General features: G+C 67.9%; 13 protein-coding genes and 1 tRNA gene. 2 read left to right on the plus strand and 12 right to left on the minus strand.

Annotation, left to right across the window (positions count from 1 at the left end):
* Positions 1 to 8 precede the first annotated feature (8 nt).
* The 8 genes from nuoE to tpiA form a co-directional block, all read right to left on the minus strand.
* Positions 9 to 536 carry an NADH-quinone oxidoreductase subunit NuoE gene (nuoE, locus tag I4U41_RS01815; RefSeq protein ID WP_206859260.1) on the minus strand — a complete coding sequence of 176 codons (528 nt, stop codon included), beginning with the start codon at positions 534 to 536 and terminating at the stop codon, positions 9 to 11.
* A gap of 30 nt (positions 537 to 566) precedes the next feature.
* Positions 567 to 1,847: an NADH-quinone oxidoreductase subunit D gene (locus I4U41_RS01820; protein WP_320415127.1), complete on the minus strand. Its 1,281-nt coding sequence runs from the start codon at positions 1,845 to 1,847 to the stop codon at positions 567 to 569.
* A 23-nt stretch (positions 1,848 to 1,870) separates the two neighbouring features.
* Positions 1,871 to 2,593 (minus strand): NADH-quinone oxidoreductase subunit C, encoded by a 723-nt coding sequence (locus tag I4U41_RS01825; RefSeq protein WP_206860366.1) that lies wholly within the window; start codon positions 2,591 to 2,593, stop codon positions 1,871 to 1,873.
* Positions 2,594 to 2,615: 22 nt separating this feature from the next.
* Entirely contained in the window at positions 2,616 to 3,188 is a 573-nt protein-coding gene (locus I4U41_RS01830; protein WP_206859264.1) for a NuoB/complex I 20 kDa subunit family protein, read from the minus strand.
* Positions 3,179 to 3,535, minus strand: coding sequence for an NADH-quinone oxidoreductase subunit A (locus I4U41_RS01835; protein WP_206859265.1), 357 nt, complete (start codon positions 3,533 to 3,535; stop codon positions 3,179 to 3,181). Before I4U41_RS01835 ends, I4U41_RS01830 begins: the two co-directional genes overlap by 10 nt.
* A gap of 159 nt (positions 3,536 to 3,694) precedes the next feature.
* Positions 3,695 to 3,779 (minus strand) — tRNA-Leu (locus I4U41_RS01840).
* A 138-nt stretch (positions 3,780 to 3,917) separates the two neighbouring features.
* Positions 3,918 to 4,397, minus strand: a complete 480-nt coding sequence (secG, locus tag I4U41_RS01845) for a preprotein translocase subunit SecG (RefSeq protein ID WP_206859266.1) — start codon at positions 4,395 to 4,397, stop codon at positions 3,918 to 3,920.
* 50 nt (positions 4,398 to 4,447) lie between these two features.
* Entirely contained in the window at positions 4,448 to 5,200 is a 753-nt protein-coding gene (gene tpiA, locus I4U41_RS01850; protein ID WP_206859267.1) for a triose-phosphate isomerase, read from the minus strand.
* Between the two features lie 91 nt (positions 5,201 to 5,291).
* On the opposite strand from tpiA, the gene I4U41_RS01855 reads away from it, so the two are divergent.
* Positions 5,292 to 5,843: a DNA-deoxyinosine glycosylase gene (locus I4U41_RS01855; RefSeq protein ID WP_206859268.1), complete on the plus strand. Its 552-nt coding sequence runs from the start codon at positions 5,292 to 5,294 to the stop codon at positions 5,841 to 5,843.
* Here the strand turns inward: I4U41_RS01855 and I4U41_RS01860 are convergent, their stop codons facing one another.
* Positions 5,844 to 6,794, minus strand: coding sequence for an isopenicillin N synthase family dioxygenase (locus I4U41_RS01860; RefSeq protein ID WP_320415128.1), 951 nt, complete (start codon positions 6,792 to 6,794; stop codon positions 5,844 to 5,846).
* A 178-nt stretch (positions 6,795 to 6,972) separates the two neighbouring features.
* Here I4U41_RS01860 and I4U41_RS01865 point away from each other — a divergent pair, with 178 nt between their 5' ends.
* A complete protein-coding gene (locus I4U41_RS01865) occupies positions 6,973 to 8,823 on the plus strand; it encodes a DUF3413 domain-containing protein (RefSeq protein ID WP_206859270.1) in 1,851 nt (616 codons plus the stop codon).
* A gap of 189 nt (positions 8,824 to 9,012) precedes the next feature.
* On the opposite strand, the gene glmM is transcribed toward I4U41_RS01865, so the two are convergent.
* The 3 genes from glmM to trpA all read right to left on the minus strand — a co-directional run bounded on the left by glmM (position 9,013) and on the right by trpA (position 12,152).
* Positions 9,013 to 10,353: a phosphoglucosamine mutase gene (glmM, locus tag I4U41_RS01870; RefSeq protein WP_206859272.1), complete on the minus strand. Its 1,341-nt coding sequence runs from the start codon at positions 10,351 to 10,353 to the stop codon at positions 9,013 to 9,015.
* Positions 10,350 to 11,237 carry an acetyl-CoA carboxylase, carboxyltransferase subunit beta gene (accD, locus tag I4U41_RS01875; protein ID WP_206859275.1) on the minus strand — a complete coding sequence of 296 codons (888 nt, stop codon included), beginning with the start codon at positions 11,235 to 11,237 and terminating at the stop codon, positions 10,350 to 10,352. Before accD ends, glmM begins: the two co-directional genes overlap by 4 nt.
* A gap of 99 nt (positions 11,238 to 11,336) precedes the next feature.
* Positions 11,337 to 12,152: a tryptophan synthase subunit alpha gene (gene trpA / locus I4U41_RS01880; RefSeq protein WP_206859277.1), complete on the minus strand. Its 816-nt coding sequence runs from the start codon at positions 12,150 to 12,152 to the stop codon at positions 11,337 to 11,339.
* Between the last annotated feature and the right edge of the window lie 109 nt (positions 12,153 to 12,261).

Below are 12,261 nucleotides of genomic sequence, written 5' to 3' on the forward strand. Positions count from 1 at the left end.
GCCGGGCCTCACTTCAGTCCGTCGAGCAGCTCGTCCACCTTCGCGGCGTCGAGCTTCTCGTGGTAATGACCGTTGATGACCACGACCGGCGCGCCGCAGCACGCGGCCAGGCACTCTTCCTCGCGCTTGAGGTAGACGCGGCCATCGGACGTGGATTCGCCCAGCTTGCAGCCGAGCTTCTTCTCGGCGTGGCGCACGAGGTCCTCGGCGCCGTTGAGCCAGCAGCTGATGTTGGTGCAGAAGGCGACGTTGTGGCGGCCGACCTGCTCGGTCTCGAACATCGAGTAGAAGCTGGCGACTTCGTAGGCCCACACCGGCGGCAGGCCGAGATACTTCGCCACCGCCGCGATCAGCTCGTCGCTGAGCCAGCCGCCGTTCTGTTCCTGCGCGGCATGCAGGCCCTGCAGCACGGCCGAGCGCTTGCGGTCCGGCGGGAACTTGGCCAGCCAGTGGTCGATGTGCGCGCGCGTCTTGTCAGACAACGCGACCATCGGGTCCACGTGCTGACAGGCTTCGAAATTTCCGGTCGCCTTCATTAGTCCAGATTCCTCAACGGGCCGCCGCGATCAGCGGTCGACTTCGCCGAACACGAGATCGTAGGTGCCGATCATCGCCACGACGTCGGCCAGCATGTGGCCGCGAACGATGGCGTCCATCGACGACAGGTGCGCGAAGCCCGGCGCACGCAGCTTCACGCGGAAGGGCTTGTTGGCGCCGTCGGAGACCAGGTAGCAGCCGAACTCGCCCTTGGGCGCTTCGACCGCGGCATAGGTCTCGCCGGCCGGCACGCAGTAGCCTTCCGAGAACAGCTTGAAGTGGTGGATCAGGGCTTCCATGTCGTCCTTCATGGCCTCGCGCTTGGGCGGCGCGACCTTGAAGTTGTCGACCATGACCGGACCCGGATTGGCCTTCAGCCACTTCACGCACTGCTTGATGATGCGGTTAGACTGGCGCATCTCCTCGACGCGCACGAGATACCGGTCGTAGCAGTCGCCGTTGACGCCGACCGGGATGTCGAAGTCCATCTGCGCGTACTTGGCGTACGGCTGCTTCTTGCGCAGGTCCCAGGCGATGCCGGAACCGCGGATCATCGCGCCGGTCATGCCCCACGCCAGCGCCTGCTCGGGCGACACGACGCCGATGCCGACGGTGCGCTGCTTCCAGATGCGGTTGTCGGTGAGCAGCGTTTCGTATTCGTCGACGCGCTTGGGGAAGTCGTCGGTGAACGCTTCCAGGTAATCCAGCAGCGAGCCTTCGCGCCACTCGTTGAAGCGCTTGAGCTTGGCGCCCTTGCGCCACGGCGATTCCTTGTACTTCGGCATGAAGTCGGGAAGATCGCGGTGCACGCCGCCCGGGCGGTAGTACGTCGCGTGCATGCGCGCGCCGGAGACCGCCTCGTAGCAGTCCATCAGCTCTTCGCGCTCGCGGAACGCGTACAGGAATACCGCCATCGCGCCCAGGTCGAGCGCGTTCGATCCAATCCACATCAGGTGGTTCAGGATGCGGGTGATCTCGTCGAACATCGTGCGGATGTACTGCGCGCGCTCGGGCGCCTCGACGCCAAGCAGCGTCTCGATCGCACGCACGTAGGCGTGCTCGTTGCACATCATCGACACGTAGTCCAGTCGATCCATGTAGCCGATCGACTGGTTGAACGGCTTGGACTCGGCGAGCTTCTCCGTCGCACGATGCAGCAGGCCGACGTGCGGGTCGGCGCGATGCACGACTTCACCGTCCATCTCCAGGATCAGGCGCAGCACGCCGTGCGCGGCCGGATGCTGCGGGCCGAAGTTCAGCGTGTAGTTGCGGATCTCGGCACCGCTGCCGAGGCCGGAGGTGTTGCTCACGGTTCCGTTGGAAAGCTGGGCGCTCACTTCTTCACCTCGGCGCGCTGGGCGGCCTCGCCCTGCGCGGTCTCATAGCGCGCGTCGTCGCGGATCACGCGCGGCACCAGCACGCGCGGCTCGATCGTCACCGGCTCGTACACCACGCGCTTGCGCTCGTTGTCGTAGCGCACTTCGACGTTGCCGATCAGCGGGAAGTCCTTGCGGAACGGATGGCCGACGAAACCGTAGTCGGTCAGGATGCGGCGCAGGTCCGGATGGCCTTCGAACACGATGCCGTACAGGTCGAACGCCTCGCGTTCGAACCAGTTCACGCCCGGCCACACGGAGGTGAGCGAATCCACCACCGGCAGGTCATCGTTGTCGGCGAACGTGCGCAGGCGAACGCGCAGGTTGTGCTGGCACGAAAGCAGGTGCGCGACCGCGGCGAAGCGGCGCTCCGGTGCGGCGGCGGCGCCGTTGGGCTGCTCGCCCCAGGCGAAACGGCCGGCGCTCTTGCCTTCCACGCCGCGCGAGAAGCCTTCGGAGGACACATCGGTGTCCCACTCGTCGCTGCCGTAGCTGAGGTAGTCGACGCCGCTGACGTCCACGCACTGCTCGAAACCGAACTCGTCGCGCAGCGCCAGCGCGGTGGCGAGCCACTGCGACGAAGCGACGTCGAGCGTGACTTCGGCGCGGCCCGGCGCGACGACGACCATCGCGTCCGCGAAACGCGCGGTCAGGCGCCCGGAAAGCGCCTGGGCATCCATGAAATCGTAGGGGGAGGCCATGTCAGCGCACGCCCTGGATGTTTTCGCCGAAGTTCGTGCCGCGGCGGATCTTCTTCTGCAACTGCAGGATGCCGTACACCAGCGCTTCGGCCGTCGGCGGGCAGCCCGGGACGTAGACGTCCACCGGCACGATGCGGTCGCAGCCGCGCACCACCGAATACGAGTAGTGGTAGTAGCCGCCGCCGTTGGCGCAGCTGCCCATCGAAATGACCCACTTGGGATCCGGCATCTGGTCGTAGACCTTGCGCAGCGCCGGGGCCATCTTGTTGACCAGCGTGCCGGCCACGATCATCACGTCGGACTGGCGCGGCGACGGGCGGAACACCACGCCGTAGCGGTCCAGGTCCAGGCGCGCGGCGCCGGCGTGCATCATCTCGACCGCGCAGCAGGCCAGGCCGAATGTCATCGGCCACATCGAGCCGGTGCGCGCCCAGTTCCACAGCGCGTCCATGCTCGTGGTGACGAAGCCGTTCTGCAGCAGCGGGTTGTCGCCCTCGGGGCGCAGGATGTCGTCCAGCTGCCCTTCGGGCAGCGGGTTGTGCATGAGGTCAGAGACGCTCTGGATCACTCCCATTCGAGTGCTCCCTTCTTCCAGACGTAGACGAAGCCGAGCAGCAGCATGCCGGCGAAGATGCCCATTTCGATCAGGCCGACCACACCGAGTTCGCGGAACACGGTGGCCCAGGGCACGATGAAGATGATTTCCAGATCGAAGATGATGAACTGGATCGCGATGAGGTAGTAGCGCACATCGAACTGCATGCGCGCGTCCTCGAACGCCTCGAAGCCGCACTCGTAGGGCGAGAGCTTCTCGATGGACGGACGCTGGGGGCCGAGCACCTTGCCCACCACCAGCAGGGCGACGCCGATACCTCCGGCGACGATCAGGAACAGCAGGGTCGGCAGGTATTCGGCCAGCACTCGTTGTTCTCTCGCTTCGTTTAGCTCGATCGCGTTGCCGCGACCTGGCTCGGCGGCAGCCGCCTGGGTGATCCCCGCGCGAGACTCGGCCCGCCGTGCGTGCCGCACCTGCGTCGGTGGTGCTAACGCTGCAATCGCTTGCAGCAGTGTCGTTCGGTGTGGTGCCCAAGGGGGGACTCGAACCCCCACGACTTGCGTCGCTACCACCTCAAGGTAGTGCGTCTACCAATTCCGCCACCTGGGCAATCAAACCCACGCCATCGCTGGCATGTTTGTCTTCCTGACGCGATCGGTGCCGTGTGGGCGTTGATCGCTCCGGTCATCGCTGACCGTACCCGGCAATCCGTGCCGGGCCGATGAAATGCAAGTTTACCGCGTTAAGTCAGCCGCCCGCAGGGGGTTGCGGCTTTGCCGGTTCCGGCGACTGCTGGGCCGGCGCCTGCTGCACGGGCGCCGGAGCAGCCGGGACCGCTTCCTGCGCGGGCGCCTGCGGCACCGTCGTCGCCGGAGCGGGCGCCGTGGTCGGCGCGGCCGGGACCGCGGCGTTGCCGGTCGCTGGCGCCGGTGCGCTCGGCACCGCCGGAACGTCGGCCATCACGCCGCTGGGGGCGGCGCCGGTGTCGCCGGTGGCCTTGCGGGTGGCGTTCCAGGCCATGAAGAGGCTGATCGCGAAGAACGCGATGGCGAGCCACTTCGTCGCCTTCGACAGGAAATTCGCCGAACCGCGCGCGCCGAACACGGTGGCGGAGGCGCCGCCGCCGAAACCGGAACCGGCCTGGGCGCCCGCGCCGCGCTGCATCAGGATCAGCGCAACCATCGCGATCGCGATCAGCACATAGATGACGTTGAGCAGCAACAGCATCGTGGGGTTCTACGAATGGGTTCGAATGGTTCGACGCGCCGGATGGAGCGTCAGGGTGCCGCCGCGACCGCGATGGCGTGGAAGTCTTTGGCCACCAGCGAGGCGCCTCCGACCAGGCCGCCATCGACGTCCGGCTGCGCGAACAGCGCGGCGGCATTGTCGGCCTTCACGCTTCCGCCGTACAGGATCGGTAGCGAGCCAGCGATTCTAGCATCGCGCGCGGCGATTTCGCTACGGATGAATGCATGGACCTCCTGGGCCTGCTCCGGCGTCGCGGTGCGGCCGGTGCCGATGGCCCAGACGGGCTCGTAGGCGACGATCGCGCCATCGAACACGTCCTTGCCGCCCAGCTCGAACAGCGGGGCCAGCTGCTTCTCGATGCGCCACTGCGTCTGGTCGTCCTCGCGCTCGGACAGGCTCTCGCCCACGCACAGGATCGGAGTCAGGCCGGCGGCCTTGCAGGCGAGGAACTTGCGCGCGACCAGCTCGCTGGTCTCGCCGTGGTACTGGCGACGCTCGGAATGGCCGACCAGGCCGTAGCCAGCGCCGACGTCCCGGAGCATCGTCGCGGAGACCTCGCCGGTGAACGCGCCCTTCTGGTTCGCGCTGACGTCCTGGGCACCGAAGGTGAGACCCTTCTCGCCGTAGCGCACGACCAGCCCGGCCAGGTACGGCAGCGGCGGCAGGATCAGGCGCTCCACGCCCTGCGGCGCGGCTTTCGCGACGATCGCGTCGAGCAGCTCCAGGGCGAACTGGCGATCGCCGTGCAGCTTCCAGTTTCCGGCAACGATTCTGCGGCGCATGGCCACTCCTTCTGCGTCCTTCGGGATCGCGACGGCGAGGGCCGGCCGCGAGCGGCGGCAAGTTTACTCCACGTGGGCGAGAATCGATCCCATGGACACGCGACCGCGCGCGGATGCGCCATTGCTGCAAGGTTTTCCGGCGATCGCCACGCGCCAGGCGCGCGTGCTGGTGCTGGGCAGCATGCCGGGCGTCGCTTCGCTGCAGGCGGGGCGCTACTACGCGCATCCGCGCAATGCGTTCTGGCCGATCATGGGCGCGCTGGTCGGCGCCCATCCCGCCCTGCCCTACGCGCGCCGCGTCGCGCAGCTGAAGGCCGCCCGCATCGCGCTGTGGGACGTGTTCGACCGTTGCGAACGCGAGGGCAGCCTGGACTCGGCGATCGTCGACGCGACCGCGCAGGCCAACGATTTCGCCACGTTCTTCGGGCGGCACCCGGATCTGTCGACGGTGCTGTTCAATGGCGCGAAGGCGGAGGCCGCATACCGGCGTTCTGCGCCGCCGCTGGAGGCGTTCGGACTGCGCGGCGTGCGGTTGCCATCGACCAGTCCGGCGAACGCGGCGGTCGCGTTCGCGAAAAAAATGGCCGCCTGGCGCGAAGCGCTGCAGGCGGCCGGTATTGCGGTATCGGAACCGCAGCGCTGATTACTTCAGCTTGATCTCGCGCAGCCGTTCTTCGAGGTAACCGTGCGCGGTGATCGCTTCCGGATAGCGGCTCGGATTCTCCGCGCTCACGCACGAAGGCAGCACGTCGATCAGGAAATCCGGGTTCGGATGCAGGAAGAACGGCGTGGAGTAGCGCGGCTGGCGCGCCTTCTCGCCCTTCGGGTTCACCACGCGGTGCGTCGTGGACGGATATACGTGGTTGGTCAGGCGCTGCAGCATGTCGCCGATATTGACCACGATGGTGTCGGCGTCGGCGGTGAACGGCACCCACTCGCCCTTGCGCGACAGCACTTCCAGGCCCTCGGCGCTGGCGCCGACCAGCAGCGTGATCAGGTTGATGTCCTCGTGCGCGCCGGCGCGCACGTTGGGGATGTCGTCGGTGGTGATCGGCGGATAGTGGATCGGGCGCAGGATCGAATTGCCCGAGTTGGTCTTGTCGGCGAAATACGTCTCCGGCAGGCCGATGTGCAGCGCCAGCGCGCTCAGCACGCGCGAACCGAGCCGGTCCAGCGACTCGTACAGGCCGTAGCCCACCTCGCGGAACTCCGGGATTTCCTCCGGCCACAGGTTCGGCGGCATCACGTCCGCGTACTTCGAATCGCGCGGGATCTCGCGGCCGATGTGCCAGAACTCCTTCAGGTCGAAATGCTTGGAGTCCTTCGCGGTTTCCACGCCGAACGGCGTGTAGCCGCGCGCGCCGCCGCTGCCGGGCACGTTGTACTTGCGCTTGACCTCGTCCGGCAGCGCGAAGAAGCGCTTGAACACGTCGTAGGCGGTGTCGATCTGCGCGTCGGAAATGCCGTGGCCGCGGATGCCGCAGAAGCCCCACTCACGGTACGCCGCGCCGAGTTCGGCCACGAAGGCCTCGCGATCGCCCGGGCTGGCGGGTTCGCTGAAGCGGCGGATGTCGAGGGTCGGGATGCGGTTCACGTCGGGGGTCCTGTGCGGCGGGTCGGTTGAGGGCCGCACATGATAGCGCTCGCAGGCGCGGCGCCGGCTTGCGCCGCGCGGGCTTCGCGGCCGTTCAGCCTGGATGGCTTTCCGCAGGGGCCGACGATCGGGCATTCCCGGATAATGGCGCGCCTTTTTCTAACGCCCCGCTCGACGAATGGAAGCCGTCACCGCTCCACCCCTGCGCCAGCGCGCGCTCGCCTGGCTGACCGGCCTGGTCCTCGGCAACGCCCTGCTCGCGTGCCTGATCACGCTCAGCAACATTCCGCTCACCGAAGCCGGAAGCCGCTGGCATTCGGCGCTGTTCCTGCTGCTCGCCCTGCCCGGCCATTTCATCTTCTTCGGCGCCATCGTCGCGCTGCCGGCGTACCTGCTCGGTCGTATCGTCCGCGATCCGCGCTGGATGATCGCGCTCGCCGTGCTGATGCAGACGCTATGGCTGTGCCTGCTGCTCGCCGACGCGAAGGTATTCGCGCTCTACCGTTTCCACCTCAACGCGATGGTGGTGAACATGATCTTCGGCGGGGCGCTGCAGGATCAGGTCACCTTCTCGGCGAAGATGTGGGCGCTGATCGCGCTTGGCGCCGGCGTGCTGTTCGCGCTGCAGATCGCGGCGGCACGGCTGTGGTGGCAGGCGCTGCGGCGTCGTCCCGGGCTGCTGCGCATCCGCGCGACCTGGTGGGTCGCCATCGGCCTGTTCCTGGTCAGCCAGGGCATGGTCGCGTACTCGGACGCACGCGGCGATCGCGCGGTGATGTCGCAGCTGACCTACATCCCGTGGGCGCAGCCGATCACGCTGAAGAACGCGCTGCACCGCTTCGGCGTGCAGACGGCGCAGGCCACCGCACTGCCGGACGCGGGCGATCGGCTGGGCTATCCGCGACGCGCGCCGCAATGCGCGGCATCGCCGTCGCTGAACGTGTTGGTGATCCTGGTCGAATCGCTGCGCCACGACATGCTCGATCCCGCCGTGATGCCGAACACCTGGCGTTACGCGCAGGATGCGCAGTGGTTCCAGAACCACTACAGCAGCGGCAACGCGACGCGCTTCGGCCTGTTCGGCCTGATGTACGGACTGCCCGGCGGCTACTGGCAGGCGATGCTGGCGCAACAGCGCGGACCGGTGATGATCGACCGCATGCTCGCCAATCGTTACGCGATGCACATCTACGGCAGCGCGCCGCTGTACAGCCCGGAGTTCGATCGCACCGTGTTCGCGAAGGTGCGCGAGCGCATCGTCAACGGGCCGTCGAAGATGAAGAGCGCGCAACGCGACCGCTACGTGGTGTCGCGCATGCAGGCCGACATCCGCAACCATCCGGCGAACCAGCCGTTCTTCGGCTTCGTGTTCTTGGATTCGCCGCATGCCCCCTACCACCTGCCGCCCGGCTACGTGTCGCCGTTCCAGCCGATGGCGAAGGACGTGAACTTCCTCAAGCTCGGCCCGGACCACGATCCCACGCCCGAATTCAACCGCTATCGCGCGGCCGTGCACAGCAGCGACGCGCTCATCGGCGAACTGCTGCGCACGCTCGGGGAAAGCCCGCTGGCGTCGAACACCGTCGTGCTCATCACCGGCGACCATGGCGAGGAATTCAACGACCTGCACCGGAACTACTGGGGCCACAACGGCAACTTCTCGGATTACCAGTTGCGCACGCCGTTCGTGCTGCACTGGCCCGGTCGTACCGCGCGACGCATGGACGCGGCGACGTCGCACGAGGACTTCGTGCCGACCGTGATGCGCCATGCACTGGGTTGCACTGGCGACAGCGCGGAGTACTCGACCGGCCTCGACCTGTTCGGCGAGCTTCCGCGCAAACGGCCGCTGCTGGTGGAAAGCTGGTCGCAGCGCGGCATCCGCGACGGCGCGCTGATCTACCTGTTCGACAACTTCGGTTCGGCGACGGTGGTGGATCGCAACTACAGGCCGGTGGAGGACGCGGAGGTCTCGGCCGATGCCGTGCGTGAATCCTGGGAGATGTTGACGCGGTTCCAGAAGCGGTGATGGGGCTTTCGGCGTAGCTTCAGATCCCTTCCCTGCGAGGATTGGGGAGGGAGAGGTGCACAGCGCCGCGCCGCCAACGAAGCAGCTATGGGGTCCCGACGCAAAGGGCGAGCACCGGCCGCATCGTCACATCGCACACGCCGCCCCTCGCCCCAACCCCTCTCCTTCCGGGAGAGGGGCTCATGCGACTCAAGCCGCAGCAGTAACCGCCGCCGCCAGCTTGTCGAGCGTGTCCTGCATCAGCGTCGCGTCGTCCGCTTCCACGGTGACGCGCACGACCGGCTCGGTGCCCGACGGGCGCAGGAACGCCCGGCCGCGCCCGGCTACGGCCTGCTCGGCCTCGCGCAGCGCGGCCTTCACGGCTTCGGCCTCGGTCGGCGTGGAGCCCGCCGCGAAACGCACGTTCACCGTCTTCTGCGGCACCTTGCGAAAGCCGTCGAGCGCCTCGCGCAGCGAGATGCCGCGGCGCTTGAGCACTTCCAGCACCTGCAACGCGCTCACGATGCCGTCGCCGGTGTTGGCGCGATCCAGGCACAGGATGTGGCCGGAGGCCTCGCCGCCCAGCACGCCGCCATTGGCGACCAGTTGCTGGTGCACGTAGCGATCGCCGACCTTCGCGCGAATGAAGCCGATGCCGCGTTCGGCGAAGGCGCGCTCCAGCGCGTAGTTGGTCATCAGCGTGCCGACGACCGGACCGCGCAGGCGACCGGACTGCTGCCAGTCGGTGGCCATCACGTACAGCAGGTCGTCGCCGTCGCAGACCGCGCCGTTGCCGTCGACGAACAGCACGCGATCGCCGTCGCCGTCGAAGGCGATGCCGAGGTCGGCACCGGAGGCGCGCACGTGCTGGACCAGCGTGTCGGGATGGGTCGAGCCCACGCCGTCGTTGATGTTGATGCCGTTGGGATCGATGCCGATGGCGTCAACGCGCGCGCCGAGTTCGCGCAGCACCAGCGGGCCGAGCTGGTAGGTCGCGCCGTTGGCGCAATCCATCGCGATGCGCAGGCCGCCCAGGTCGAAGCCGGCCGGCACCGAGGCCTTGCAGTGTTCGATGTAGCGGCCCAGCGCATCGCGCGTGCGCACGGCCTTGCCGAGCTGCTCGGACGGCACGGTGCGGAAGGGATGGTCCAGCGCCGCTTCGATGGCCAGTTCGGTCGCGTCGTCGAGCTTCTCGCCTTCGGCGGAGAAGAACTTGATGCCGTTGTCGTGATGCGGGTTGTGCGAGGCGGAAATCACGATGCCGCCGTCGGCGCGCATCGAATGCGTCAGGTGCGCGACGGCGGGCGTCGGCATCGGACCCATCAGCTGCACGTCGACGCCCGCGGCGACCAGGCCGGCTTCCAGCGCGGCCTCGAACATGTAGTTCGAGATGCGCGTGTCCTTGCCGATGATCACCACCGGGTTGCGCCAGTCGCGGCGCGCCAGCGCGTGGCCGTAGGCGTTGCCCAGGCGCAACACGAAGTCGGCCGAGATCGGCCCTTCGCCCACGCGTCCTCGAATGCCGTCGGTGCCGAAATACCGGCGGCTCACGCAGCCACCTCGTCGGCCGGCGGCTGCGGCTGGTTCATCATCAGCGCGAACAGCGTCGCCAGGCGGTCGCGCAGTTCGCGGCGATCGCAGATCTGGTCGAGCGCGCCGTGTTCGAGCAGGAATTCCGAACGCTGGAAGCCTTCCGGCAGCGTCTCGCGCACGGTCTGCTCGATCACGCGCGGGCCGGCGAAGCCGATCAGCGCTTCGGGCTCGGCGAGGTTGAGATCGCCCAGCATCGCGAACGACGCCGACACGCCGCCGGTGGTCGGATGCGTCATGACCGAAATGAACGGCAGGCCGCGGGCGCGCATGCGACCGAGCGCGGCGGAGGTCTTGGCCATCTGCATCAGCGAGAACAGGCTTTCCTGCATGCGCGCGCCGCCGGTGGCGGTGAAGCAGACCATCGGGCAGCCCAGCTCCACCGCGCGTTCGGCGGCGCGGGTAAAGCGCTCGCCAACGACCGAACCCATCGAGCCGCCCATGAAGGCGAAATCGAACGCGGCGGCCACCAGCGGGCGCTGCTTGAGCGTGCCTTCCATCGCGACCAGCGCGTCGCGCTCGCCGGTGGACTTCTGCGCGGCCTTGATGCGGTCGGCGTAGCGCTTCTGGTCCTTGAACTTGAGCACGTCGGTCGGGCCGAGCTCGCCGGCGATCTCGCGCGTGCTGCCCTCATCCAGCAGCGCGGCCAGGCGGACGCGGGCGCGGATGGGCATGTGGAAGCTGCACTTCGGACAGACCTCGAGGTTTTCCTCGAGCTCGGGGCGGTACAGCACCGCGCCGCAGCGGTCGCACTTTTCCCACAGGCCTTCGGGCACGCTGCGACGCTTGGCGGCGCCGGTTTCGGTGCGGATGCCCGAGGGCATGAGTTTCTTGAGCCAGGACATGCGTTGAGAGTATTCCCGTTCAGGCGTGAAGAATGCCGGAGCGGGCCCCGGCGGAAGCGGGGCAGTGTAGCGCAGCGGACGGCGGCGCCCGCGCGTCCCTCAGGCCGGATCGGCGGGGGCCGGAAGCCCGTCGAGCGCCGCACGCAAGGGAGCCAGGAACGTGCGGGCCTGTATGGCCGGGTCGCTCGCGTCGGCCAATGCGGCGACCAGTGCGCTGCCGACGACGACGCCTTCGGCCTCGCGAGCCATCGCGGCTGCACTGGCCGCGTCCTTGATGCCGAAACCGGCCACCACGGGCACGCGGCTTCGCTGCCGGATGGCATGCAGCCGTTCGCCGGCCGCGCCGGTATCCAGGCGGTCCGCACCCGTCACGCCGGCGAAGCTCACGTAGTAGAGATAGCCCTGCGCGTCGTCGCACAGGCGCTGCAGGCGTTCGTCGGTGGTGGTAGGCGATGCAAGCAGGATCAATGCGAGATCGTGCCTGGCGAACGCGCTGCGGAACTCGTCGGATTCCTCGGGCGGCAGATCGACCAGCAGCACGCCGTCGACGCCGGCGTCCGTCGCCTCGCGGGCGAACGCCTCCGCTCCGCGGATCTCGACCGGGTTGAGATAGCCCATCAACACCACTGGCGTGTCGGCATCGCGCTCACGGAAACGCCGCACGCTGTCGAATACGAACGACAGACCCGCCCCGCGCGACAGCGCGCGTTCGGAGCTGCGCTGGATCGTGGGGCCGTCGGCCATCGGGTCGGAGAACGGCACGCCCAGTTCGATCACGTCCGCGCCTGCTGCGACCAGCGCGTGCATCACCGGCACCGTCGCCTCCAGCGAGGGATCGCCCGCGGTGACGAACGGGATCAGCGCCTTGCGGCGATCGGAGCGCAGCTGTGTGAAGCGTCGGTCGATTCGATTCATGGCGATGCCGGGGTCGGTGCGCGGCCTCTCAAGGGGAAGGCCCGGAAAGCGTGGGATGGGAGGGAGGGAGTCCCGCCGCGTTCCTGACCTTCCCCTTGAGAGGTCGCAT

This window comes from Lysobacter changpingensis, assembly GCF_017308985.1.
In the GTDB taxonomy this organism is placed as follows: Bacteria; Pseudomonadota; Gammaproteobacteria; order Xanthomonadales; family Xanthomonadaceae; genus Lysobacter_J; species Lysobacter_J changpingensis.